Here is a 24,459-nt window from a genome sequence, read left to right as displayed (position 1 = left end):
GTCCATCACCTCATGCGCCGCGTCATCTCCGCTCTCGTCCTCTCGGTCCTGTTGCCCCTGCCGGCTCTCGCCTCGGTGTTCCTCAATGGGGTGCGCATCGACGGCCTGACGAACCAGACCTTCGACAAGGTCTCCTCCGTCCGCCTGGATGATCAGGGCAACGTCCACATCGTCGCTCCGGGCTACACCGTCAAGACGATGGAAGTGCCCGCGCCGGTGGCACCGGCTCCCACGCCCCCTCCGGTGGCCCCCGCTCCAGTGGCTCCCGCTCCCACGGCCGCTCCAGTGGCGCCCGCCGCCCCTCCGGCCCCGGCGGCTCCTACCCGCATCACCCAGCGCTACTGGCTGGTGACGGAGCAATCCGCCCAGGGCAAGACGGAGTACGACATCGACCTGTTCATCAACTCCGCCTGGGTGCGCAAGCTGCGCAATGGCGAGGGGCAGGTCATCACGGAGCTCACCCGCTACCTGCGGCCCGGAAGGAACACCGTGCGGCTGATGGCGTCCAAGGTCGTGACGGGTCCGCGGCGCAGCCAGTCCGCCGAGCACGTCTTCCAGGTCGTCATCGGCGAGGGCAACGAGGGCGGTGGCCGGGTGATGCTCGACAAGCCCCTCATCCGCTTCCAGCGCACCGCCGCGCAGACCGAGGACGTGACCGAGGAGTTCATCCTCACCACGCGCTAGCGCGAGGGATGGTGCCCAAGCATGTTCGTCATCGACGACAGATTCCGGGGTCTGCCCGCGGCGCGGGAGCAGGTGCTGCTGGTGCACCAGTCCATCAACTCGCCCCACCTGGCCATTCCCGGCAAGCCCGCGGGGCCCGCGCAGGCCTTCGTGGTGGGCCTGCGCGGCGCGAGCGGCTTCGCCGTCTTCATCTACCTGTTCCTGTCCGAGGCCCGGGATTGCGCCGTGTACGCCCCCTCGCGTCGCGGCACGAGCCTCGAGGAAACCCAACAGCATGAGGCCGAGGCGCTCGCCTTCGTGGAGTCCATGGGCTTCATGATGGACAACGCGCACTACGCTTCCCTGTCCACCGCGCAGCAGGATGAGCTGTTGAAGAGCTTGCCCGTCTTCTACAAGGACCCCAAGCTGGCGCCGGGCCCCCGTACCCGGGCCGACGACAAGCGCACGGCCTCGACGAACCTCGGCCGCCTGCTGGCCTCCTTCTGATTCCCCCTTCCGTGACGAGATCTCCCCGAATGCTCTCCCGCGCTTCCTCCCTCTGGTTCCTCGCGCTCCTGCTGGTGGGTTGCAAGCATGTCCCCACCGACAAGGAGCGCGAGGGCGCCGAGATCCACTACGAGCTGGCCCTGCAGGCCCAGCATGCGGGCAACGTGCAGGCTGCCTACATGGAACTCCAGAAGTCGTTGGAGCTCAATCCGGACTACCCGGAGGCGCACCACGTCATGGCCATCCTCCTGCACCTGTCGTTCAACCGCCCCGAGGAGGCCATCGTGCACTACCAGAAGGCCCTGCAGCTGCGTCCGACCTTCTCCGAGGCGAAGACGAACCTGGCCAATGTCTATCTGTCCCAGGCGCGCTATGACGAGGCCATTCCCCTGTACGAGCAGGCACTCAACGACATGCTCTACCCCACGCCCTTCATCGCGCAGAGCAACCTGGGGTGGGCCCTGTACAAGAAGGGCGACAAGGAGCGGGCGTTGCAGAACATCAAGGCGGCGGTGACGATCAATCCCGGCTTCTGCCTGGGCTACCGCAACCTGGGCACCATCTACGAGGAAAGCGGCGAGCTTTCCGAGGCATGCCGCTATCTGGGCCGTTATCGTGAGGCCTGCCCGGAGGTGGCGGACGCCCACCTGCGTGAGGGCGCCTGCCTGGTGAAGCAGGGGAAGTTGGAGGAGGCGAAGCAGAGCTTCACCACGTGCGAGGCCAAGGCGACGAGCCAGAACCTCAAGGACGATTGCCACCGCCTGCTCGAGGCCTTGTAACCAGCGAGTCCCATCCCCGTGGATTACGTCGAATTCGGCAGATATCTGTCCCAGCAACGCGAGCTGCGCGGCCTGTCCCGTGACGAGGTGTCGCGGGTGACGAAGATTTCCCCGAGTCTGATCGCCGCCCTGGAGGAAGGGCAGATCGAGCGGCTGCCCAACCGGGTCTTCATCGTCAACTACATCCGCTCCTACGCCACCGTCATCGGCCTGGCGCCCGAGGAGGCCATCCTCCGCTACGAGGAGGTGGACAAGGCCGCTCCCGAGCCCAGTCCCGTGACGCTGGAGCGCGAGCGGCGAAGGCGCGCTTGGTTGATTCTCGCGGTGGTTCTGTTGGTGCTCGCCGCCGGCGTGTTCGCGGCCCTGGTGGTGACTGGAAAGGTGGCGCTGCCGCAGCCCCGCCCCTGACGCATGGATCGATACACTGACGAGGCGCTGGTCCTCTCCACCGTGGACTATGGGGAAGCGGACCGGCTGGTCACGCTCCTCACGCGCGAGCACGGCAAGCTGACGGCCTTCGCCGCCGGGGCGCGCAAGAGCAAACGCCGCTTCGCCGGCGCGTTGGAGCCCTACATGCGCCTGCGCGTGCAGCTCGTGGAGACGCGGGGCGCCACGGTGCGCCTGGACTCGGCCGACATCGTCACGGGCTACTACGCGGCCCGCGCGGATCTGCCCCTCATCGCCCGGGCCCTCTACGCCGTGGAGCTGTGCCGCGAGCTGACGCGCGATCACGAGCCCCACCCGGAGCTCTTCGCGCTGCTCGAGGGCTACCTGCACAAGCTCGATGCGAAGGAGGCGGGCCCCACCTCGCTGCTGGCCTTCGAGCTGTCGGCGCTGGCCCACGCGGGCCTCATGCCGCGCTTCGACTCGTGCTCGTTGTGCGGCGGCCCTCCGGGCGAACGGCCCCGCTTCGATCAGGCCCATGGCGGCGCGGTGTGCGAGGCCTGCGCGGTCCGGGCGCGCGACGCGGTGGCCATCTCCGCCGAGCTGCTCTCCGGCCTCCGGGCGCTCCAGGATGGCGAGCGCACTCCGCTGCCCGCGGAGCTCCGGGCCCGGGCGCGCGCGCTGCTCAACCTTTTCATCTCCCACCACCTGGGCCGCCGCCTCAAGAGCGTGGACTTCATGGACCAGGTGGGGCTGGACTGATGGCGGCGGCCAGGAGGCACCCATGACGCAGGACGAGGCGGCCGCGCTCGACGTGGTGTGTGTGGGCGAGTGCCTGGTGGACTTCCTCCCCACGCGGGCCGGTGAGCGCGTGCGGGACGTGGCCTCCTGGACCCCGGGCATCGGCGGCTCGCTGGCCAATGTCGCCGTGGGCGTGGCGCGCCTGGGGGGCCGCTCGGCCAGCGTGGGCGTGGTGGGCGAGGACGAGTTCGGCCACCTGCTGCGCGAGCGCCTGGCCGCCGAGGGCGTCGACGTGAGCCGCCTGCGCCAGACGGCCGAGGGCCGCACGGGGCTCGTCTTCATCTCGCTCGACGCGCGGGGCGAGCGCAGCTTCTGCTACTTCCGCACGCGCTCGGCCGAGTTCCTCCTGGCCGAGCGGGACGTGGACCCCGCCTTCCTCGCCCGCGCGCGGGTCATGCACCTGGGCACCAACTCCCTGGCGCTGCCCGAGGCGCGCGCGGCGATGTTGCGCGGCGTGGAGGCCGCGCGCGCGGCGGGGCGCATCGTGAGTTGCGACCCCAACATCCGCATCCATGCCTGGGAGGAGCCCCAGGTGCTGCGCGAGCTGCTCGGGCGGCTGCTGCCGCGCTGCACGGTGGTGAAGATGTCCGAGGAGGAGGTGGCCTTCGCCACCGGGCAGCCGGGGCCCGTGGAGGCGCTGCATCACCTGGCGGGCCTGGGCGTGTTGCTGCCCGTGGTGACCCGGGGCGAGGCGGGCGCCGTCTTTCTCTGGAAGGGTCAGGTGGTACACGTGGAGGCCCCCCGGGCGCGAGTGGTGGACACCACCGGGGCGGGGGATGGGTTCACCTCGGGCCTGCTCCGGGGGCTGTCCCGGCGCTACCCGGACGCGGCGGCGCTGGGGCGGGCGCCCCTCGAGGAGCTGACCGAACTGGTCCGCTTCTCGTGCGTGGTGGGCTCGCGCGTGGTGGAGCACCTGGGGGCCGTGGCGGGCCTGCCCTCCGGGGCCGAGGTGGCCTCCGCCATGCCCGGGTGGTTGCGCGAGCAGTCCTCCTGAGGTGCCTGTCGCTTTCGGATAGGACACGGAGCACGCGGGCCGTTCTTGACGCTCCTGGACCCCATCACTAGGGTCCGCGGCGCCATGTACTTCCAGGATTTGATCCTCACGCTCCAGAACCACTGGGCCAAGCAGGGTTGCATCATCAACCAGCCCTATGATCTCGAGGTGGGTGCGGGCACCATGCACCCGTCCACCTTCCTCCGCGCCCTGGGCCCCGAGCCCTGGAACGTGGCCTACGTGCAGCCCTCGCGGCGTCCCGCCGACGGCCGCTTCGGCGAGAATCCCAACCGCCTGTTCCAGCACCACCAGTTCCAGGTCATCCTCAAGCCCGCGCCCAAGAACGTCCAGCAGCTCTACCTGGACTCGCTGCGCGCCATCGGCATGGATCCGCTCGACCACGACATCCGCTTCGTCGAGGACGACTGGGAGTCGCCCACGCTGGGCGCCTGGGGCCTGGGCTGGGAGGTGTGGTGTGACGGCATGGAAGTCACCCAGTTCACCTACTTCCAGCAGTGCGGCGGCTTCGAGTGCAAGCCCGTGGCGGCGGAGCTCACGTACGGCCTCGAGCGGCTGACCATGTACCTGCAGAACGTCGAGAACGTCTACGACATCGAGTGGGTCAAGGGCGTGAAGTACCGCGAGGTCTTCCACCCGAACGAAGTGGAGATGAGCCGCTACGCGCTCCAGGAGTCGGATGCGCAGATGCTCTTCGCGCTCTTCGACTCCTACGAGAAGGAGTGCAAGCGCCTCATCGAGCGCGAGCTGCCGCTGCCCGCGTATGACTACGCGCTCAAGTGCTCGCACGCCTTCAACCTGCTGGACGCGCGCGGCGCCATCTCGGTGACCGAGCGCGCCAACTTCATCAAGCGCGTGCGCGACAACGCGCGCCTGTGCGCCGAGGGTTACCTGAAGATGCGTGAGAGGCTCGGCTACCCGCTGCTCAAGACGCCCTGGACCGTGGGCGAGCAGCCGCCGGTGCTCGAGGGCAAGCCGGCCAGCGACTACTGGAAGACGGTGACGCTCAACAAGCCCGAGCAGGCGGAGGTGGCCCGTGGCCAGTGAACTGCTGCTGGAGATCGGCGCCGAGGAGATTCCCGCCTCGTTCATCCTCCCCGCGCTGGAGGACCTCAAGCGCATCATCACCGAGCGCGCCGCCGAGGCCCGGCTCCAGCTCGGCGAGGTGCGCACCTACGGCACGCCGCGCCGGCTCGCGGTGTGGGTGAAGGGCGTGGCGGAGCGGGGCGAGGACATCACCCGCGAGGTGCTCGGCCCCAGCGTCAAGGCGGCCTTCGACAAGGACGGCAAGCCCACCAAGGCGGCCGAGAAGTTCGCCGAGAGCCAGAAGGTCGCGGTGGACGCCCTCTTGCGCGTGCAGACGCCCAAGGGCGAGTACCTGGGCGCCAAGGTGGAGGAGAAGGGCCGCCCGGCGGCGGACATCCTCAAGGACATCCTCCACGCGGCGGTGCACGGCATCAGCTTCCGCAAGACGATGCGCTGGGGCGACGTGGACCAGGCCTTCGCGCGGCCCGTGCAGTGGGTGGTGGCGCTGCTGGGTGGCGAGGTGCTGCCGGTGGTGCTCGGTGACGTGAGGAGCGGCCGCACCACCTACGGCCACCGCTTCCTGTCGCCCGCGGCCATCGAACTCGCCCGGCCCTCGGACTACGAGGCCGCCCTGGAGAAGGCGAACGTGGTGCCGGACTTCTCCAAGCGCCGCGCCTCGGTGCTGGAGAAGGTGCGCGCGGCGGCCCAGCAGGCCGGCGGCAAGCTCATGGAGGACGACTCCCTGGTGGATCAGGTGACCAACCTCGTGGAGTTGCCCAACCCGGTGGTGGGCTCCTTCGAGGAGCGGCACCTGGACTTGCCCCCCGAGGTGCTGGTGCAGGAGATGAAGAGCCACCAGCGCTACTTCTCCGTGGTGGATGCCAACGGCAAGCTGCTGCCGCGCTTCATCGCCGTGTCCAACACGCCGGTGCGCGACGTGAACCTGTCGCTGCGCGGCTACCAGCGCGTGCTGCGCTCGCGGCTGGCCGACGGGCGCTTCTTCTTCGACGAGGATCGCAAGACGCCGCTCGAGGCGCGCACGGAGAAGCTGGCGCGCGTGGTGTGGCAGGGTCAGCTCGGCAGCTACGCGGAGAAGGTGGCGCGCATGCGCTCGCTGGCCGTGAAGCTGGCGGAGTCGACGGGCCATGGCGCGCTCCAGTCCACCATCGAGCGCGCCGCCACCCTGTCCAAGGCGGACCTCGTCACCGGCATGGTGGGCGAGTTCCCCGAGTTGCAGGGCGTGATGGGCCGCGAGTATGCCCGCGCGAGTGGAGAGCCGGAGGCGGTGGCCCTGGCCATCTTCGAGCACTACCTGCCGCGCTCGGCCGAGGACTCCCTGCCCACGCAGGACGCCGGAGCCCTGGTGGGCCTCGCGGACCGGTTGGACACCCTGTGCGGCATCTTCGCCATCGGCAAGGGGCCGAGCGGCGCGGCGGACCCGTTCGCCCTGCGGCGCGCGTGCCTCACCACCATCCGCATCGTGCTGGACCGGGGCTATCGCTTCTCGCTGGCCCAGGCGGTGGACGCGGCGCTCGAGCAGCTCGCGCCCAAGCTCGCCAACGTCAAGCGCAAGGCCGGTGAGCCCGCCGCGCGCGAGCAGGTGCTCGAGTTCTTCCGCGGCCGCCTCAAGGCGCTGTGGACGGAGCAGTACCGCACGGACGTGGTGGAGGCGGTGCTCGCCGCCGGCTACGACGATCTCGTGGCCGCCCACAAGCGCCTCCAGGCGCTCGCCAGCATCGTGGGACAGGCGGACTTCGCTCCCCTGGCGGTGGCCTTCAAGCGCGTGGTCAACATCGTCGAGAAGCAGGGCAAGGACGTGAGCCGCGGCGGCGTGGACTCCCAGCGCTTCACCGACGACGCCGAGCGCCAGCTCCACTCGGCCTTCGTCCAGGCGCGCACCCGCGTGGGCGATCGGGTCAAGGCCGATGACTTCTCCGGCGCCCTCCAGGAGATCACCGGCCTCAAGCCCACCGTGGACACCTTCTTCGACAAGGTCATGGTGATGGCCGAGGATCGCGCCCTGCGCGAGAACCGCATCCGGCTGCTCACGGAGGTCGGCACGCTGTTCAACCAGGTGGCCGACTTCTCGAAGATCCAGTCCGAGGCCTGACGGCCGCCGGGCAGGGGAGGAGGGGCCCACTCCGAGCCCGCTCCGACCCCACTCGGGGCCCAGCCGCCCCGAGGGGTCGGAATAGGCCGGCCCCTTTGTAGTTGCTCGAAGGGAGGGGGGTTCCTACACTCCGCCCCCCTTCCGACATGCGCATCCTCCTCCCCAGCCTCGCGCTCTTCCTCGTCGCGTGCTCCGAAGCCGAGCCGCGACCCCCGCCCACGGATCGCTTCGTCTACCCGAGCGGCATCCACTACCGCTCCGTGGCCGGTTCCACGCGGGGCATCCTCTACGTGTCGAGCGCCAACTTCGACCGGTGCTTCGATCAGGGCACCGTCATGGCGGTCGATCTGGATCGCGTGGGCACGGAGGGCAACCGGCTGCCGCTGCTGAGCGAGTCGGGCGCCAATCCCGCCGCCCCCGTGGTGACGTTCGAGCAGCTCAACGTGCCGCCTGAATCCCGGGTCTTCATCCAGAGCTACGCCGGGCAGCTCGCCTACTGGGAGCGCGCGGACGCGGCGCCCCGCCTCTTCGTGACCGCGCGCGCCGACGGCGACTTCATCCACTACATCGACGTGCCGGAGCCAACGCGGCTGTCCTGCGTGGGCACCCCGGGCAACAACTGCATCGAGGGCGCGCTGTCGCTCACCCAGGTCGCGGGCCAGACGGATGATCTGCCCCGCGCGCCCGCGCCCTTCGGCGTGGGGGTGGGGGCCGGGGGCGACGTGTGGGTGACACACCTGAGCGCGGCGGATTCTCCGGCCGGGTCGGCCCCGTCGGGCTTGAGCAACGCCTTCCAGTCCTACGTGGTGCGCCTGCCGGGCGACGAGCCCCGGGTGACCACGTCGGACTTCTTCTCGCTGTCCATTCCGGATCTCCCCCAGGGCAGCAGCAACTCGGTGGTCGTCGACGAGCGCTATGTGTTCGTCTCCGGCCGGTTCGACAGGTACGCGTCGAGTTCCTCGTCGGCCCGGAGGTTCCTGCTGCGCGTGCTGGACAAGAACAATCCCGGGCGGCTGCTCGACCCCGGGTTGGATTTGAGCTTCGCGGCGAGCGAATCCCGGGGGCTCGCGCTGACGGCGAGGCCCGCGGTGTCGGGAGCGGCCAGTCGCCGGCTCTACATGGCCGTGCGCGGGCCGGACTCGCTGCTGATCGTGAACGTGGAGGGCAGTGAAGGGGATTCGCCCCGCATGTCCGTGGTGGGCTCGGTGCCACTGCCGCTCGGCCCCACGGAAGTGACGCTGGTGCCCCGAGGGGCGGGGCGGGCGGAGCTGGTGCTCATCTCCTGCAGTGACGCGGGCGTGGTGGCCGTCTATGACCCGGACGTGGGGCAGGTCGTGGCCCAGGTGTCGGTGGGACAGATCCGCGGCGTCGAGTCGCCCCGGCCCTTCGGCCTCGACGTGCAGCGGGAGGGCAACTCGGCGCGTATCTTCGCCAGCAACTTCGGAGATGGACGCATCTCGGTGATCGACATCCCCAACCTCGACAGTCCCCAGGACGCCCGGCTCGTGGCCTACCTCGGCGCCCGTCAGGACGTGGGGCAATCCGCGACGTGCACGGAGGTGCAGCAGTGAAGCGCTTCATGGTGTCTCTGGTGCTGGGCCTGGGAGCGCTGCTGTGCGCGTGCACGCAGCAGGATCCGGTGGCCCTGCCCGCGGGTCTCCAGGGGACGTACGACCTGGCCCTGGTCAATGATCTGGTGTTCGTCACGTCGACGGACCGCAACGAGTTGCGCGTGCTCCAGTTGACGGAGGACGTGACGAAGCGGGGTTACGTGCGTGCCCCCAATCCGCTGGAGCCGCTCGCCATTCCGGTGCTGCCCCGGCCCCAGGCGCTCGCGCGCGACGTGCGCTACGACGCCGAGGGCAATGAGCGCACCGGCACCTATGTGTACGCGCGCAGCGGTGGCTCGTCCGTCATCTCCGTCGTGGACTCCGCCGTCGACAAGCTGCGCGAGGTGGCCCGGCTCGACACGCGGCTGATGACGGGCGTGTCCTCGGGGCCCGTGACGGCCTTCGCGTCGCTCGCCACCGAGCAGGAGGGCGGCTCGAGCACGCTCTACTTCGCCACCCAGGAGCCCGCTGGGGCGCGGCTGTGGCGCGCCCCGCTCTCGACGGACCCCCAGGCACTGGCCTCTCCCCCGGCGCCCCTCACCGCGGAGCTGATCCTGGAGCTGGCCGCCGACGAGTCGGTGAATTCCCTGCTCGTGCTGCCCGATCCCAACCTGATCGCGGTGTCCACGCACCGGGGCCAGTTCGGCCACCCGGGAACGAGCTTCATCCTGGAGGTGAACACGAAGGTCCGGCGCACGACGCTCGACTTCGGCGGCGCTCAGGTGCTCCAGCTCGTCACCCACAGCCGGGTGCCCGGAGAGGACGCGCAACCGGAGCGTCGGGCCGCGGGCGCGCGCATCTTCGGCGTGTTGGATCCCTCCAACTGCACCCAGCCCGCCGCCCCCGCTCCGGCCGCCACGTGCCCGTCGGGCATCCTGGCGGTGGACTCCACCACGGGCACACTGGCCAAGGACTTCACCGGCTACCCCATGCTGCCCATCAACTCGGGCCCGGGGCTGTCCATGGGCCTGTCGCTGTCCACGAACACCCTGCTGAGCGTGCAGGGCGGCGAGAAGCGCGAGGCCACGGTTCCGCTGCTGGGCATCGTGCCGCTGTCCACGGGCGGCATCCTCTTCTTCGATGCCCTGAACCTCGTCCACCTCAACGTGGGCGCGGCCTGGCTGGCCACGGAGACGCCGAACACGGCCACCGCCGCCGTCTCCCTGCTGGATGTCGTGGGCAACAACGTGGATCCCTCCACCCCCGACCGCCGGGCGGACATCGCCTTCTCGGGCACGTTCGGCGTCACCCGCGACGAGGCGTACGTGCTCACCTCAGAGGGCGTGCTGCCCAACGCCTCCCGGCTGGAGCGCGATCCGGCCACTCCCACCTTCACGGTCCCCATCGTCGATGCCCTGGAGGACGGGGTCGCGCGGCCGAGCGTGCGGCCGGGAGATCTGATCGTGCTGCTTCCCGAGGACACGTCCCTGCCGGCCTGTGCCGAGTCCGTGCTCGTAGGGGAGGTGCAACGCGCGCCCGCGGCCCCCACGGCGCTGCTGGTACCCGCGGGCGCCCTGCCGGCGGCCTGCGCGGACTACCCGCGCTTCGCGGTCCGCGCCGGGGGCGAGCGCTCGCTCGTGCTCACCGATGCCGCGGGCAACTACCTCCAGCGCATGGGCACGGGCAGTACCTACTCCCGCGCCGACACCTTCTTCTTCCACCCCCCGGGCTACGCGGGGCAGGCCACCGGCACCGCCGTGTCCCTGACGGTCACGCGCGACCTGCGCCAGAGCCCCGTGGGCCGGGACCAGCGCTTCGTGGTGACCACCGCGTCCCATTTCTTCCCGTACCTCCTCACGGTGGACCTCGTGAACTACGATGCGCTCCGCTTCTTCCGACTGCCCGGACCCGTGGTGCGGGCGAGGGTGGGGAACACGGACTTCGCCTACATCGTCTATCCCTCCGCCAACGCCATCCTGCAGATGAACCTGTCCACCGTCGTCGCCGGAGCGGCGAACGCCCTGGCCTTGGCGACCTTCCGTTGATTTCGCGTCCCGGGAGCGCTCTGTTATCGTCCGGCGCTCCTGGATGAGTGAGTCAAACCGATGATTGACCAGAATTCCCGTCCTGCCCGCAAGGTCGGCATCGCCGACCACCTGTGGGAGACCTACGAAGACATGGCCCAGCAGATGGGCTCGGACCGCGACGCGCTCATCAATCAAGCGTTGTTCATGTTCGCGCGTCTCAATGGTTTCCTCGAGGTGCGCCCGAGCCGCTCCGAGGCGCCCGTCGAGGCTCCCTCCGCCGCCCCGGCCACGGCCGCCGCGCGGCCCTCCGCCCCGGCCCCGGCCCGGTCCGCTCCGCCCGTGTTGCAGCCGGTGAGCGGAGGCGGCGCCAAGACGCCTCCGCCCCGCGAGGACACGCCGTTGCCGGCGCCCGCCCCGCAGCGGGCCGCCCCTCGGCTCGAGGAGCGCTCCTCGGCGAATACCCTCGACAATGATCCGGCCCGCCGCGAGGTGGCCGAGCGCGTGCTGGAGACCGCCGCCGAGCTCGAGCGCCTCATCAAGGGCAAGAGCAACGAGCCGCGCGAGGAGCTCGACGAGGAGCCCCTGGCCGACGAGCACGACTCGGATCTGGGCCTGCCCGAGGACGAGCCGCTGCCCGAGGACGAGCCGCTGCCCGAGGACGAGGCGCCGCCCGAGGACGAGCCCATGGACCAGGCGGTGGGCGGGCTCTTGCTGTCCATGGACAACGCCGAGCCGCAGAGCATCACCAAGGAGCGCTTCGTGATCGGCCGCGGCAAGCACTGCGACCTGGTCATCAACTCCGGCAAGGTGTCGCGCGAGCACGCCGTCATCGTCCGCGAGGGCGACGACTTCTTCATCGAGGACCTGGGCTCGTCCAACGGCACCTGGTTCAACAAGCAGCGCATCAAGCGCCGCAAGGTCGAGGACGGCGACGAGTACTTCATCTGCAGCGAGCGCGTCCGGCTCACCTACCAATAGCCGCACTGGAAGCAGGCCCGGAGAATCACCGGGAGCGCTGTCTTTTCAGGAAGTTGGGCCGTTGCCTGATTGACGGATGCCGGTCCTCCCTGGTTTAGTTGGCCGTCTCCTCCCATCCCCCCGGGGGAGGCGGCCCGCCTTCGATGACGCCTTCTCACATCGCGCTGTGGATCGTCCTGGGCATGGCGCTGGTGATCTCCGTGGTGACGGACGTGCTCCGCCGCCGGATCCTCGACGTCGTCACCTATCCCCTGATGGTGGTGGCCCTGGGCGTGCGCCTGGCGAGCGAGGGAGTGGGAGGGCTGGAGACGGGGCTGGTGAGTGGGGTGGTATCCGGGGCGGGACTGGCGCTGGTGTTGGTGCCGGCGGCGGTGCGCGGGCGCATGGGGTGGGGGGACGTGAAGTTGATGGCGGGCGTGGGCGCGGTGTTGGGCTTTCCCGCGGTGATGGCCGCGGCGGCCTTCATCTCCCTGGTGGGAGCCTTGCAGGCGGTGGTGACGCTGCTGTGGCACGGCGCCGTCTGGGAGACGTTGGGCGACCTGGTGCGGCGTTGGGCCGTGCGGGTGCGCTGGATGAAAGAGGGCGCGGTGGACGCGCCGCGACGCCATATCCCGTATGGCGTGGCGATCGCGCTGGGGACTTTCTGGGCCATGTGGTGGCAGCACGACAGATTGGGGTAGCTCGGATGCGACGCGAAGGAACTCTCACGATGCTTGGACGCTTCACCCAGGCCGCCGCGATCGGCGTCCTGTTGACCGTGTTGCTCGCCGCGAGCGCGCAGGCCCAGGACAGCTCGCTCATCAACCTGGGCATCGGCGCCCAGAAGGTGCTCTCCATCCCCGGCATGACGCGCATCTCCATCGGAGACCCGGGCGTCGCCGAGGTGAAGGCGCTCGGTCCCGGCCAGGTGCTCGTGCTCGGACAGGGCGAGGGCAAGACGACGCTGCTGGTGTGGAAGGGCAACGGCCAGCGCGTCACCTACAACATCGCGGTGCGCAAGCAGGACCCCAACGAGGTCAGCTCCGACATCAAGAAGCTGCTCGGGGAGATCGAGGGCGTCAGCATCCGCATCGTGGGGGATCGCATCTTCCTGGACGGCCAGGCGTACACGTCCGCGGACGCCGCGCGCATCGAGGAGGTGGCGGCGCTCTACCCGAACGTGAAGAGCTTCGTGAAGGTGGCGCCCAACGCCAAGAAGCTCGTGGCGCAGAACCTCACCGCCGCCTTCCAGAAGGCGGGCCTGCGCAACGTGCAGGTCAACCCCCAGGGCTCCACCATCTTCCTGGAGGGCTCGGTGGAGAGCCAGCAGGAGATGCAGAAGGCGGAGCTGCTCGTGAAGGCGCTGGGCGAGAAGGTGGAGAACCTGCTCGTGGTGGGCATCAAGAAGATGATCATCTCCGAGGTGCAGTTCGTGGAGATCCGCCGCAACTCGCGCGATCGCTACGGCATCAAGTACCCCACGGACATCGCCGGCACCGTGTCCGCCACGGCCACCATCAACCAGTCGCTCTTCCCGGGCAGCTTCGGTTCGGGCGCGGGCATGGCGTCGCTGGCGGCCGGCGCGGAGTTCGCCGTGGGCTTCCAGGGCAATGACGGCTACGGCCGGCTCTTGGCCCAGCCCAAGCTGGTGTGCGCCAGCGGCGAGAAGGCCGAGTTCCTCGCGGGCGGCGAGGTGCCCATCCCCCTCATCACCCAGAACCAGTTCTCCGTGGAGTACAAGCCCTACGGCGTCATCCTCAACCTGCGCCCCACCGCGGACAGCAACGGCAACATCCAGACGGAGATCGAGGCCGAGGCGAGCGAGCTGGACACCTCGGTGGCCGTCTCCATCGGTGGCTCGGCGGCCATCCCCGGCTTCCGCACCCGCAAGGTGAAGACGAACGTCACCGTGCGCCACGGCGAGACGATCGTCCTGTCCGGCGTGTTCAGCCACGACGAGCAGAAGGCCGTCAGCAAGCTGCCGGGCCTGGGCCACATCCCCATCATCGGGGAGATCTTCAAGAACCGCGCGTTCGACTCCACCAAGCGCGAGCTCGTCATCTTCGTGACCCCGCGCATCGTCACGCCCGACTCGGACAAGATCCACACCCTCATCGAGGACGTGAAGAGCCGCTACAAGCAGGCGCGCTCCGAGGTCTCCTTCAACATCTTCGACTGAGCTGCCCGTCGAGGCTCCCCGCCCGCTGTCCGGGCGGCCCGAGGCCGGTCTCCATCCTCCGCGAGGGAGGGGAGGCCGGCCTCGTCGCGTTCAGGGGGGCGGGCGGGCGCGTGGTGGCGCGTCATGTCCCCTTGGTGCTGCCCGGGGTCGCTTGGTAGCATCCGCGCCCATGTTTCTGATTACGCTCGAGGAGAAGGGTGGCGGCACCGAGCAGATCGAGTTCGAGAAGAACGAGATCACCATCGGTCGCCTGGATGGCAACGACATCCGCCTCGCCAAGGGCAATGTCTCCAAGTACCACTCGAAGATCATCGCCAAGGACGGCAAGTTCATCGTCGTGGACATGAAGTCCACCAACGGCACCTTCGTGAACGGCAAGAAGATCGCCGGGCCGCAGGTGGTCAAGCCGACCGATCAGATCTCCATCGGCGACTACATCCTCAACGTGGAGGCGCTCGAGGAGGAGGCCTCCCAGACGCGCACGGCGCCTCCCGAGGAGGAGTACTACGACGAGGAGCCCGTCGAGGAGGAGGAGCCCTACGAGGAGGAAGCTCCCGCGCCGGAAGCCAACGCGCGCATGCCCGCCTCGCTCGCCTCGGCGCTCGCCAAGAACAGGAAGCGGGTGGATCCCCGGGTGGAGGCCTACACCCGGCTGCAGAAGGAGATCCACGACCGGCTCATCGAGTACCTCGACCTGCGCCGCATGGACATGGACCGGCTCGGGGACGACGAGCTGTGGCGGCGCACCGAGAAGGCCATCAGCGACATCATCGATCAGATGGAGGCGGACGGAGAGCTGCCGCCCGAGGTGGACCGCGAGGAGCTGCTCACCGACGTCATCAACGAGGCGCTGGGCCTGGGGCCCCTCGAGGCGTTCCTCGCGTCGGATGAGATCAGCGAGATCATGGTCAACCACGCCAACCAGATCTACATCGAGCGCAAGGGCAAGCTCGTGCTGAGCGAGAAGACGTTCAGCTCGAACCAGGCGGTGCTCGGGGTCATCGAGCGCATTGTGGCGCCCATCGGCCGGCGCATCGACGAGTCCAGCCCCCTGGTGGACGCGCGCCTCAAGGACGGCAGCCGCGTCAACGCCATCATCCCGCCGCTGGCGCTCAAGGGCCCCTGCATCACCATCCGCAAGTTCAAGAAGGACTCGCTGAAGATCCAGGATCTCATCAAGTTCAAGACCGTCACGGCGCAGATGGCCGAGTTCCTGGAGATGTGCGTCAAGGCGCGCAAGAACATCGTCATCTCCGGTGGCACGGGCTCGGGCAAGACGACGACGCTCAACATCATCAGCTCCTTCATCCCCGAGGACGAGCGCATCGTCACGGTGGAGGACGCCGCCGAGCTGCAACTGCCGCAGGATCACTGGGTGCAACTGGAGAGCCGTCCGCCCAACCTGGAAGGCAAGGGCGCCATCACCATCCGCGATCTGGTGAAGAACTGCCTGCGCATGCGGCCCGACCGCATCGTGGTGGGCGAGTGCCGCGCGGGCGAGACGCTGGACATGCTCCAGGCGATGAACACGGGCCACGACGGCTCGCTCACCACGCTGCACGCCAACACGCCACGCGACGCCATCGCCCGGCTGGAGACGATGGTGCTCATGAGCGGCATGGAGCTGCCGGTGAAGGCCATCCGCGAGCAGATCGCGAGCGCCGTGCACCTCATCGTGCAGCAGACGCGCTTCTCCGACGGCACGCGCAAGATCTGCTTCATCACGGAGATCGCCGGCATGGAGGTGGACATCGTCACCCTCCAGGACATCTTCTATTACAAGCAGGAAGGCTTCACGGACGAGGGCAAGGTGCGCGGCCGGTACGTGGCGAGCGGCTTCGTGCCCAAGTTCTACGATGACCTGCAGCGCAAGGGCATCCCCGTCAACATGAGCATCTTCCGCGAGGACTGACCCCGTCATGCCCACCCTGGTCATCCGTCATCCCGACGGCAGCGAGAGCGAACAGGAATTGTCTGGCGAGCTGAGGGTCGGCCGCCAGGAAGGCACCAACGATCTGACCCTCGCCGAGGGCGGTGTGTCGCGCCGCCACGCCCGCTTCTTCGAGGAAGACGGCACGGTGATGGTGGAGGACGTGGGCAGCGCCAATGGCACCTTCGTGGATGGCCAGCGCATCACCGGCGCCACGGCCCTCACGCCCACGTCGGAGGTGGTGCTGGGCGACTACGCCCTGCGGCTCAAGGCGCCCGCCCGGCCCGCCGGGGTGCGCCGGAGCGCCAGGCCCGCGGGCGAGGCCGGCGCGGCCCCCGGAGGCGCGAGGCCGGCGCCCACCCGGTCGATCCCCGCCGGAAAGCGGCCTCCCTCGGCGCTCGCCAAACGGCCCGCGTCCGCCGTGGCGCCTCCCCCGGAGGACCACGCGGACGGGGAGAAGGAGGACGAGGGCGGGTTCGTGCTCAAGGGCCTCACCGGCCCCTGGGCCAACCAGAAGTACCCGCTCCAGGGCAAGCTCGTCGTGGGCCGGCAGGCACCCGCCACGGTGCTGCTCGACGACGACTCGGTGAGCCGCCGGCACGCCGAGGTGGAGCTCGGCCCGGACGGTCCGGTGCTGCGCGACCTGGGCAGTGCCAACGGCACGCTGCTCAATGGCGAGCGGGTGGCCCCCCAGGAGCCCCTGGACCTGCAACCCGGTGACGTCATCACCTTCGGCATGGTGGAGGTGGTGGTCGAGCGCACCGGCTCCGCGCCGGCCAGGAAGGGCCGCGCCTCACGCACCGACGCGGCGGGCTCGGAGGTGGCGCCCGCGGCGGCCTCGCGCAAGCGGTTGCTCGTCGTGGCCGCCAGCGTGGTGGGCGTGCTGCTGGTGGCGGGAATCATCAAGAGCACCACGGGGGGCTCGGAGGAGAGTGTCTCGGGGGCCGTGGCCTCCCGGGGGGAGCCCGCCGTGGATCCCACCGAGCAGATCCAGGAGTTGCTCAGCCAGTGCCGTTCCTACTCCTCCATGGAGATGGGCGGCGAGCCGGATTGGGGCAAGGCGCAGACGGCCTGTTCGAAGGTGCTGAACATCGACCCCATCAACTCCGAGGCCGTCTCCCTCATGAAGCGCATCACGCTGGAGAAGGATGCCTCGGAGCAGTTCGCCCAGGGCAACAAGGCGCTGCTGCGCGGCAAGGAAGAGGAGGCGCTGGATCTCTTCAAGAAGATTCCCAAGGAGAGCACCTACTTCCGCCGGGCCAAGCCCAAGGTGCAGGAGGCGGTGCTCCAGGTGATGAAGCGCTCCGAGGACGACTGCAAGCGCTACGTGCGTGACGCGCAGTGGAGCGCGGCGGTGCCCCGGTGCGAGCGCTACATGGGCTTCGCCTGCCAGAAGATGTCGCGCGAGGAGCTGGAGCCGCCCATCGGCTTCACCCTCGTGCTCGACTCGCGCCGGCGCCTGGGCCGCACCGAGTGGCGGCCGAAGAACAAGCTCTACGTGGACTTCCTCAACGCCCGGCAGAAGTTGGATCCCAACGCCGAGCCCTGGCACTGCCCCGTGTCGGACATCTTCATGGATGACGACGCGGCGCCCAATCCCCGCAAGGTGGTGGAGGAGGCCTTCAAGCAGCGCTTCCCCAACAAGTTCATGAACGAGGCGATGCTGGACTACTGGGGTGGACGCGGCAACGAGGCCGTCGCCACGCTGCAGCGGCTGCGCAACAACTACGAGATGGCCCAGTACCACGCGGACGCGGACCGGATGATCGCGGACGTGAACAACGTGGACCAGCTCTTCAAGATCGGCCAGGGCCACCTGCAGAGCGAGGACGTGGAGAAGGCCGCCGAGGCGCTCCAGGAAGCGCTGGACGTGGACAAGCGGCTGATGGACACCCTGTTCGAGTCGCGTCCGTCCTTCTACCGCCGCAACATCCAGCAGGACATGGCCGCCAAGGCCATCACCCGTGGCAAGTACTGGGACGAGCGCGGAGACGGGCGCCGGGCCTGCCGCATCTGGAAGCTGGGCTTCAGCTTCTACCAGGGCAACACGGACCTCAACTCGGACGTGACCCGCTGCTCCACGCGTGCCCTCAAGGCCTTCAAGTCCGCCGAGTCGTGCCAGGACCTGGACCTCGTCCTGGAATACGCCGTGCCCAAGGACGGCATGGCGGAGAAGGTCGCCGAGCAGAAAAAGCAGATCGGATGTTGACGGGTAGCGTCTGAGCTTCCTACCAACGTGGACAGAGGGGCGTGGGCTCGGTTAAGGCCGGGCCCATGGTCCCCCCTCCCTCGAATGGCGCACCCCGCCTCGTCCTGATCGACGCCTCCAGCTTCATCTTCCGCGCCTATCACGCCATTCCTCCCCTGACGACCCGCCAGGGGATTCCCACCAACGCCACCCTGGGCTTCACCCGCCAGGTGCTCAAGGCGCTCCGGGAGCTCGAGCCTTCTCACGTGGCGCTCGCCTTCGACAAGGAGAGCCGCGCCGAGCGCCAGAAGATCGATCCCAACTACAAGGCCAACCGCAAGGAGACGCCGGAGGACCTGTCCCAGCAGTTCCCCTACATCCGCCGCGTGGTGGAGGGGCTCGCGCTGCCCATCCTCGAGGTGGCGGGCTGGGAGGCGGACGACGTCATCGGCACCCTGGCCCAGCGCGCCGTCGCCGAGGGCTTCGACGTGCTCGTCGTCACCGGGGACAAGGACTTCGTGCAGATCGTCTCCGAGCGCGTGCACCTCTATGATCCGCAGAACGAGCGCTACACCACTCCCTCCGAGGTGAAGGAGCGCCTGGGCATCGAGCCCGCGCAGATGCGCGACTACCTGGCGCTCATCGGGGACGCCATCGACAACGTGCCCAAGGTGCCGGGCATCGGCCCCAAGAGCGCGGTGGAGCTGCTCACCCAGTTCGGGGGCGTGGACGCGCTGCTCTCGCGGCTCACCGAGGTGAAGAAGCCGAAGATGCGCGCGGCCCTGGAGGCGCACCGCGACAGCCTGCTGCTCGCGCGCGACCTGGTGACTTTCCGCACGGACCTGAAGCTGGACGTGAGCATCTCCCAGCTCGTGCGCCAGCCCCTGCGCGAGGAGCTCCTGCGCCCGCTCTTCACCGAGCTGGAGTTCTCCGCGCTGCTCAAGGAGCTGCCCGCGCGCGAGCCCACGAAGCTCGAGACACAGACGGAGCAGGTCACCACGAAGGAGGCGCTCGAGGCGCTCGCCGCGGCCATCCGCCAGGCGGGGCGGGTGACGCTCTTTCCCGCCTACGAGGGCCTGCCCCTGTCCGCCACGCTGGTGGGGCTCGGGGTGGCGCTGCCGGACGGCACCACGCGCTACGTGCCGCTGCACCACGAGGGGCTGGGCGTGGAGCAGGTGAAGCCCGCGGACTTCAAGCGCGCGCTCGCGGGCGTGCTGGAGGACGAGGGGGTGAAGAAGGGCGGGCATGATCTCAAGGCGCTGTGGCTCCTGCTCGCGCGCGAGGGCATCCAGCTCAGGGGAGGGGAGGAGGACGTCGAGCTGCTCAGCTACCTGCTGGATGCGTCGCGGAGGGATCACACCCTGGAGTTCCTCGCCCGCGAGCGGATGCAGGTGGACCTGCCCGCGCTGCCCTCCACGGGCGGGCGCAAGCCGCGACCCCTGAAGGAGTTCTCTCCCGGAGAGGTGGCGGTGGCGTACGCGGTGCGCGCGGACGTGGCGCGGCGGCTCGTGCCCGGACTCCAGGAGGAGCTGGAGCCCCTGGGCCTCAACCGGCTCGCCAAGGAGCTGGAGGTGCCGCTCGTGCCCATCCTCGCGCGCATGGAGGCACGGGGCGTGAAGGTGGACGTGGCGACGCTGCGGAAGATCTCCGAGAAGGTGGGCGCCGAGTGCGACGCCAAGGTGAAGGAGATCCACCAGCTCGCGGGCACCGAGTTCAACGTGGGCTCCAACCCCCAGCTCGCGGAGGTGCTCTACAAGAAGCTGGAGTTGCCGGTGCTCAAGCGCGGCAAGACGGGCCCGTCCACGGACCAGGAGGTGCTGGAGAAGCTCGCCGAGAAGCACGCGCTGCCGCGCGCCATCATCGAGTACCGCTCGCTGTCCAAGCTCAAGAGCACCTACCTGGACACGCTGCCGGAGCTGGTGACGAAGGACGGGCGCCTGCACACCACCTTCCACCAGGCGGCCACGGCGACGGGGCGCCTGTCCTCGTCGGATCCGAACCTGCAGAACATCCCCATCCGCACCGAGCTGGGCATGGAGATCCGCCGCGCCTTCATCGCCGACGAGGGCCACCAGCTCGTCTCCGCGGACTACAGCCAGATCGAACTGCGGCTGCTCGCGCACATCGCCGAGGACGAGGTGTTGCTGGACGCCTTCGCCCGGGACGAGGACATCCACAGCCGCACCGCGGCGGAGGTCTTCGGCGTACCGCAGAAGGAGGTGACGAAGGATCAGCGCCGGGTGGCGAAGATGGTCAACTTCGGCATCGCCTACGGCCTGTCGCCCTACGGCCTGTCCACGCGCCTGAACATCCCCGAGGAGGAGGCGCGCGACATCATCGAGCGCTACTTCACGCGCTACGCCGGCATCAAGCGCTACCTGGACGAGACGGTGCGGGTGGCGCGCGAGCGGGGCTACGTGGAGACGCTCTTCGGACGGCGCCGACCCATGGGGGATTTGAGCGCGAAGAACCGCCAGGTGGTGCAGGCCGCGGAGCGCGCCGCCATCAACATGCCGATTCAGGGCACGGCGGCCGATCTCATGAAGAAGGCGATGCTGGAGGTGGACGCGGCGCTGGCGCGCGAGAAGCTGCGCACGCGGATGCTGCTGCAGGTGCACGACGAACTGCTCTTCGAGGCGCCCGACGACGAGGTGGAGGCCGTGAAGGAGCTGTCGCGCCGGTGCATGGGCGCGGTGATGACGCTCAAGGTGCCGCTCAAGGTGGAAGTGGGGGCTGGAAACACGTGGGCGGACGCGCACTGACGTACGCGCCCGCCCGGAAAAAGTGTCGACCCGCCCGGCCGTCAGAAAGGCTCGCGTGGACCCCCGCCCACGCGGCTTTCAGCGGCCATACCGTGCGCGTTCTCCGAACCCCCGTACGGGAACGCGCCCCGTGAGCGCCTCGGGCCCCCCATGGCCCGTCAGCGCAGCCCCCTTCAACCGCCGGCCCCGGACACCGCCCCCAAGCGGGGGAGGCGTCAAGCCGGACGGGTCGACCAACCCTCGAAAAATCTCAATGCGCCGGCGCGTGCTTCTCCCCGGAGTGCGTCTTCTCGCGCGCCCGGGCGGGCTTCTCGAAGCACTGCACGACGAGCCCCGCGAAGGGCACCCGCGGCTTGGGCGCGAACGGATTGGCCAGGTGCTCCACCAACTCCTCCGTCGAGCTGACCGCCTCGTCCAGCGCCTGGTTCACCACCGCGCGCTCCGCGTCCCCTCCGCCGAGCGTCTCCACCGCGTCCAGCATGCAGCGGCGCAGCGCCGTGAACTCGTCATTCAGTACCCGCGAGCCGCGCCGGGACGACAGCCGCAGCACCGCGCGCGTCCGGCTCCAGGCGCTGCCCTCCACACCCTCCAGCGTGCGGCCCACCTCGCGGATGAAGGGCTCCACCACGCTCTCCAATTGGTTGCAGGGAGGAGAGCCGTCCTTGCGGGCCTCCGCGAAGCGCATCCGGCGCCATGCCGCCGCGAGCCGCTCGGGCTGCCCCACGAACACCCTCGCCACCCCTGCCCTTCGCCGTGCGTGCTCCGCCATGACGCCTCTCCTCCCCACTGATGCACGGGGCTTTAGCAAGGCGCTGGCCAACGGCTTCGCGCGGCCAATGGACAATGAATTCAGCCACTTGGCGCAACGCACCGGGATGCTGACGCGCCCGGCGCTGTAGATTCTTCCCGGGGGGAGGGGAACTCAGTGCACGGTGGGCTTCGCCGGACGGGGCAGCGTGTCCTCGTCCTCGTCGCGCTCCGTGCCGGGCGCCGACTCGTACCACTCGGGGATTTCCAACGTCTCGGGCGCCGCCGGGGCGGACGCCAGGTCCGGGGGCACCAGGGCGGCGCGCTGCTGGGCGAGCTCCGCCTCGAGCGCCTCGCGCATGGCGGCTTCCTCGGCGGCCTCGCGCGCGTCCATCTCGACGAGCCGCTGCTCCTTGATGGCGCGCAGCCTCAGGTACGCCGCCGCGCCGAGCACGATGATGAGCAACCACAGCAGGGAGGTGCTCGTGGTGAGCGGGAGCCAGCCGTAGCGGGCCGCCAGTCCCTCGCGCCAGGCCTGCTCCTCCACCCACAGCGAGGTGTGGAAGGCCTTGCCGAAGGCCTGCTCGAAGGGCTGCCCCGTGGCGACCTCGTCCACCAGCCGGCCCATGCCCTCGGGGCCGTAGTGCGCCGAGAGCCACGCCACGAAGGCCGCGCTCTGCGCGTAGGCGATCTCCACGTCCGTGGGGAGATCCGGCCACTCCTCGGCCAGGTGCTCGAAGCGGAACACCTTCTCCTGCGCCACCGCGCTGAAGAGGGCCGCGTAGTGCGTCATGGACAGGTTCTCCCCGGTGAGGTGCTGGGCGAGCCCCTCCTGGAACCAGCGCGGCCAGCGCGGCGCGAGCTGCCCGAGCGCCACGTGCGCCAGTTCGTGCCGCAGCGTCACCTGCCCCTCGGGGCCCGCGAGCGTCTGCGCGTTGAGCAGGATGATGCGGTGGGCGGGGTAGGCGAGCGCCACGGCCCAACCCGGTGGCTCGCCCCCGGGCAGCGCGAGCGCCTCGAACTCCTCGCGCCCCATGCCCACGCGCACCTCCGTCGTCCCGGGCCAGTCGCGCCCCAGCACGTTCACGAAGGCGTCGCGGATGGACTCGATGCCGCTGGCGAGCTGGCGCGAGGACTCCTGGGAGCGGGCGGTGTAGAGGATGTGGAAGCGGCGCGTGTCCACCGCGCCGATCACCAGCTTGGGCGGGGCCGTGGGCACCAGGGCGGGCTCCACGTGGCCCTGGGCATGACCCGCTTCAAGCCGCGGACCGGCGATCTCTTCCTGGGCCCACACCCGGGGCGAGAGCAACAGCAGCAGGAGCAGGAGCAGGTGGCGCATGGGCGGGCCTCACGTGCCCGAAGACATAGCAGCCTGCCCCCTCGCCGCGCCAAGCTCCGCGCCCTCCGAACTCGCGACGCGCGGCGTCACACAGGGGAGGCTATTCGCCGCTCTGCGCCTTCTTCTGGGTGAGATAGGCCACGTTGTCCTCGACGCGCGCGTAGTCCTTGTCCGCGAAGGTGCGCCCGCTGAACGTCTCGAGCAGCTTCTGGTGCGCCTCCACCACGGACTTCACCTGGGACTCGAACTGGGTGCGCTGGCGCTTGAGCTCGTTGATGTCCTCCACCACCTGCACCAGCCGCTGGTGCGCGCCGTGGACGATCTTCTCCGCCTGGTGCTCGGCGTCCGCGAGGATGATCTCCGCTTCCTTCTTGGCCGCGCCCTTCATGTCCTCGCTGATGCGCTGGGCGGTGACCATCGTCTCCTGGAGGGTGCGCTCGCGCTCGAGGTGCTGCTCCAGCCGCAGCTGGGTGCGCTTGAGCTCCTCCTTCAGGCCGATGTTCTCCTTGACCACTTCCTCGAACTCACCCGCGATGAGCTCCAGGAAGGCCTCCACCTCTCGCTTGGAGAAGCCGCGCAGGGCGGTCTCGAAGCGCTTCTGCCGGATGTCGAGCGGGGTGAGCTTCATGACCCCGAGTATAGGCCAGCCCTAGGACTTCTCCAGGAACTGCTCCCCCAGCTCCCTCGAGCGGCGCGTGGCCGCCTCCACGGCGTTGATGAGCGTGGTGCGCAGCCCGCCTGCCTCCAGGGTATGCAGGCCAGCGATCGCCGTGCCGCCGGGGCTCGTCACCTGATCCTTGAGCTGGCCGGGGTGGGCGTTGGTCTCGATGAGCAGCTGGGCGCTGCCGAGCACCGTCTGCGCGGCGAGCTTCTGGGCGGTGTAGCGCGGCAGGCCCACCTTCACGCCCGCGTCCGAGAGCGCCTCGATGATGAGGAAGATGTAGGCGGGGCCGCTGCCGGACAGGCCGGTGACGGCGTCCAGGAGGTTCTCCTCCACCACGGTGGTGATGCCCACGGACTGGAAGACGCGGCTGGCCACGGCCATGTCCTCCTCGCTCGCGTGCTCCCCGGGGGCGAGCGCGCAGGCGCCCATGCCCACCAGCGAGGGGGTGTTGGGCATGGTGCGGATGACGCGCATGCCCTGGCCCAGCCGCCGCTCCATCACGGAGATGGGCACGCCGGCCGCCACGGAGATGAAGAGCTTCTTCTGGTCCGCCGCGGGCGCCACCTGGAGGAGAACCTTGTCCAGCGCCTGCGGCTTGACGGCGAGCACCACCACGTCCGCCTCGCGCACCGCGGCGACGTTGTCCAGGAGGGTGCGCACCCCGTAGGTGCGCCGCAGGCCCTCCAGCCGCTCCTCGCGGCGTCCGGTGGCGATGATGGAGTCGGGCCGCGCGGTGCCGGCGCGCAACAGCCCCTTGATGAGCGCCTCGGCCATGTTGCCGGCGCCGATGAAGGCGATGGTCCGTTCGAGCATCCGCCGGGTTCTAGCGCGGAA

20 protein-coding genes are annotated in these 24,459 nt (G+C 69.5%); 16 read left to right on the top strand and 4 right to left on the bottom strand.

The features are described 5' to 3' along the window. Positions 1–12 precede the first annotated feature (12 nt). The 16 genes from D187_RS45495 to polA all read left to right on the top strand — a co-directional run bounded on the left by D187_RS45495 (position 13) and on the right by polA (position 20,875). Complete coding sequence (locus D187_RS45495; RefSeq protein ID WP_002628243.1) at positions 13–684, top strand: hypothetical protein; 672 nt, start codon at positions 13–15, stop codon at positions 682–684. Positions 685–705: 21 nt separating this feature from the next. Further along, positions 706–1,170, top strand: a complete 465-nt coding sequence (locus D187_RS45490) for a hypothetical protein (RefSeq protein ID WP_002628244.1) — start codon at positions 706–708, stop codon at positions 1,168–1,170. Positions 1,171–1,199: 29 nt separating this feature from the next. After that, positions 1,200–1,949 carry a social motility TPR repeat lipoprotein Tgl gene (gene tgl, locus D187_RS45485; protein ID WP_002628245.1) on the top strand — a complete coding sequence of 250 codons (750 nt, stop codon included), beginning with the start codon at positions 1,200–1,202 and terminating at the stop codon, positions 1,947–1,949. An 18-nt stretch (positions 1,950–1,967) separates the two neighbouring features. Beyond that, a complete protein-coding gene (locus tag D187_RS45480; protein WP_002628246.1) occupies positions 1,968–2,357 on the top strand; it encodes a helix-turn-helix domain-containing protein in 390 nt (129 codons plus the stop codon). A 3-nt stretch (positions 2,358–2,360) separates the two neighbouring features. Beyond that, positions 2,361–3,095 carry a DNA repair protein RecO gene (gene recO, locus D187_RS45475; protein WP_002628247.1) on the top strand — a complete coding sequence of 245 codons (735 nt, stop codon included), beginning with the start codon at positions 2,361–2,363 and terminating at the stop codon, positions 3,093–3,095. 22 nt (positions 3,096–3,117) lie between these two features. After that, positions 3,118–4,128, top strand: coding sequence for a carbohydrate kinase family protein (locus D187_RS45470; protein ID WP_002628249.1), 1,011 nt, complete (start codon positions 3,118–3,120; stop codon positions 4,126–4,128). Positions 4,129–4,212: 84 nt separating this feature from the next. Further along, positions 4,213–5,193: a glycine--tRNA ligase subunit alpha gene (glyQ, locus tag D187_RS45465; RefSeq protein ID WP_002628251.1), complete on the top strand. Its 981-nt coding sequence runs from the start codon at positions 4,213–4,215 to the stop codon at positions 5,191–5,193. Then, positions 5,183–7,282 carry a glycine--tRNA ligase subunit beta gene (gene glyS / locus D187_RS45460; protein WP_002628252.1) on the top strand — a complete coding sequence of 700 codons (2,100 nt, stop codon included), beginning with the start codon at positions 5,183–5,185 and terminating at the stop codon, positions 7,280–7,282. The genes glyQ and glyS overlap by 11 nt, the downstream gene beginning before the upstream one ends. A gap of 146 nt (positions 7,283–7,428) precedes the next feature. After that, positions 7,429–8,853, top strand: a complete 1,425-nt coding sequence (locus tag D187_RS45455) for a YncE family protein (RefSeq protein WP_002628253.1) — start codon at positions 7,429–7,431, stop codon at positions 8,851–8,853. Next, positions 8,850–10,877 carry a hypothetical protein gene (locus tag D187_RS45450; RefSeq protein ID WP_002628254.1) on the top strand — a complete coding sequence of 676 codons (2,028 nt, stop codon included), beginning with the start codon at positions 8,850–8,852 and terminating at the stop codon, positions 10,875–10,877. The genes D187_RS45455 and D187_RS45450 overlap by 4 nt, the downstream gene beginning before the upstream one ends. A 60-nt stretch (positions 10,878–10,937) precedes the next feature. Beyond that, a complete protein-coding gene (locus D187_RS45445; protein WP_002628255.1) occupies positions 10,938–11,837 on the top strand; it encodes an FHA domain-containing protein in 900 nt (299 codons plus the stop codon). Positions 11,838–11,980: 143 nt separating this feature from the next. Then, positions 11,981–12,517, top strand: coding sequence for an A24 family peptidase (locus D187_RS45440; RefSeq protein ID WP_002628257.1), 537 nt, complete (start codon positions 11,981–11,983; stop codon positions 12,515–12,517). Positions 12,518–12,546: 29 nt separating this feature from the next. After that, on the top strand, positions 12,547–13,995 hold the full coding sequence (locus D187_RS45435; RefSeq protein ID WP_002628259.1) for a type II and III secretion system protein family protein: 1,449 nt from the start codon (positions 12,547–12,549) through the stop codon (positions 13,993–13,995). A 169-nt stretch (positions 13,996–14,164) separates the two neighbouring features. Then, the gene (locus D187_RS45430; RefSeq protein WP_002628262.1) at positions 14,165–15,907 is read left to right on the top strand and encodes a TadA family conjugal transfer-associated ATPase; all 1,743 of its coding nucleotides are present in this window, start codon (positions 14,165–14,167) and stop codon (positions 15,905–15,907) included. 7 nt (positions 15,908–15,914) lie between these two features. Next, a complete protein-coding gene (locus D187_RS45425) occupies positions 15,915–18,134 on the top strand; it encodes an FHA domain-containing protein (protein ID WP_002628263.1) in 2,220 nt (739 codons plus the stop codon). Positions 18,135–18,199: 65 nt separating this feature from the next. After that, a complete protein-coding gene (gene polA / locus D187_RS45420; protein ID WP_002628264.1) occupies positions 18,200–20,875 on the top strand; it encodes a DNA polymerase I in 2,676 nt (891 codons plus the stop codon). 250 nt (positions 20,876–21,125) lie between these two features. Here the strand turns inward: polA and D187_RS45415 are convergent, their stop codons facing one another. From D187_RS45415 to proC, 4 genes are all read right to left on the bottom strand, one after another. After that, positions 21,126–21,644: a hypothetical protein gene (locus D187_RS45415; RefSeq protein WP_002628266.1), complete on the bottom strand. Its 519-nt coding sequence runs from the start codon at positions 21,642–21,644 to the stop codon at positions 21,126–21,128. 153 nt (positions 21,645–21,797) lie between these two features. Further along, on the bottom strand, positions 21,798–22,961 hold the full coding sequence (locus tag D187_RS45410; protein WP_002628267.1) for a peptidase MA family metallohydrolase: 1,164 nt from the start codon (positions 22,959–22,961) through the stop codon (positions 21,798–21,800). Between the two features lie 100 nt (positions 22,962–23,061). Next, on the bottom strand, positions 23,062–23,589 hold the full coding sequence (locus D187_RS45405; RefSeq protein ID WP_002628268.1) for a DivIVA domain-containing protein: 528 nt from the start codon (positions 23,587–23,589) through the stop codon (positions 23,062–23,064). Positions 23,590–23,610: 21 nt separating this feature from the next. Then, positions 23,611–24,438: a pyrroline-5-carboxylate reductase gene (proC, locus tag D187_RS45400; protein ID WP_002628269.1), complete on the bottom strand. Its 828-nt coding sequence runs from the start codon at positions 24,436–24,438 to the stop codon at positions 23,611–23,613. Positions 24,439–24,459 lie beyond the last annotated feature (21 nt).

The sequence above is a fragment of the Cystobacter fuscus DSM 2262 genome, from assembly GCF_000335475.2.
Classification (GTDB): domain Bacteria; phylum Myxococcota; class Myxococcia; order Myxococcales; family Myxococcaceae; genus Cystobacter; species Cystobacter fuscus.
This window is presented reverse-complemented; position numbering and strand designations above follow the sequence as displayed.

What these genes read in the sequence shown, in the direction of transcription:
- D187_RS45495 (WP_002628243.1), top strand. Translation starts at nt 13, where the DNA reads ATGCGCCGCGTCATCTCCGCTCTCGTCCTCTCGGTCCTGTTGCCCCTG.
- D187_RS45490 (WP_002628244.1), top strand. Translation starts at nt 706, where the DNA reads ATGTTCGTCATCGACGACAGATTCCGGGGTCTGCCCGCGGCGCGGGAG.
- tgl (WP_002628245.1), top strand. Translation starts at nt 1,200, where the DNA reads ATGCTCTCCCGCGCTTCCTCCCTCTGGTTCCTCGCGCTCCTGCTGGTG.
- recO (WP_002628247.1), top strand. Translation starts at nt 2,361, where the DNA reads ATGGATCGATACACTGACGAGGCGCTGGTCCTCTCCACCGTGGACTAT.
- D187_RS45470 (WP_002628249.1), top strand. Translation starts at nt 3,118, where the DNA reads ATGACGCAGGACGAGGCGGCCGCGCTCGACGTGGTGTGTGTGGGCGAG.
- glyQ (WP_002628251.1), top strand. Translation starts at nt 4,213, where the DNA reads ATGTACTTCCAGGATTTGATCCTCACGCTCCAGAACCACTGGGCCAAG.
- D187_RS45455 (WP_002628253.1), top strand. Translation starts at nt 7,429, where the DNA reads ATGCGCATCCTCCTCCCCAGCCTCGCGCTCTTCCTCGTCGCGTGCTCC.
- D187_RS45445 (WP_002628255.1), top strand. Translation starts at nt 10,938, where the DNA reads ATGATTGACCAGAATTCCCGTCCTGCCCGCAAGGTCGGCATCGCCGAC.
- D187_RS45440 (WP_002628257.1), top strand. Translation starts at nt 11,981, where the DNA reads ATGACGCCTTCTCACATCGCGCTGTGGATCGTCCTGGGCATGGCGCTG.
- D187_RS45435 (WP_002628259.1), top strand. Translation starts at nt 12,547, where the DNA reads ATGCTTGGACGCTTCACCCAGGCCGCCGCGATCGGCGTCCTGTTGACC.
- D187_RS45430 (WP_002628262.1), top strand. Translation starts at nt 14,165, where the DNA reads ATGTTTCTGATTACGCTCGAGGAGAAGGGTGGCGGCACCGAGCAGATC.
- D187_RS45425 (WP_002628263.1), top strand. Translation starts at nt 15,915, where the DNA reads ATGCCCACCCTGGTCATCCGTCATCCCGACGGCAGCGAGAGCGAACAG.
- polA (WP_002628264.1), top strand. Translation starts at nt 18,200, where the DNA reads ATGGTCCCCCCTCCCTCGAATGGCGCACCCCGCCTCGTCCTGATCGAC.
- D187_RS45415 (WP_002628266.1), bottom strand. Translation starts at nt 21,644, where the DNA reads ATGGCGGAGCACGCACGGCGAAGGGCAGGGGTGGCGAGGGTGTTCGTG.
- D187_RS45410 (WP_002628267.1), bottom strand. Translation starts at nt 22,961, where the DNA reads ATGCGCCACCTGCTCCTGCTCCTGCTGCTGTTGCTCTCGCCCCGGGTG.
- D187_RS45405 (WP_002628268.1), bottom strand. Translation starts at nt 23,589, where the DNA reads ATGAAGCTCACCCCGCTCGACATCCGGCAGAAGCGCTTCGAGACCGCC.
- proC (WP_002628269.1), bottom strand. Translation starts at nt 24,438, where the DNA reads ATGCTCGAACGGACCATCGCCTTCATCGGCGCCGGCAACATGGCCGAG.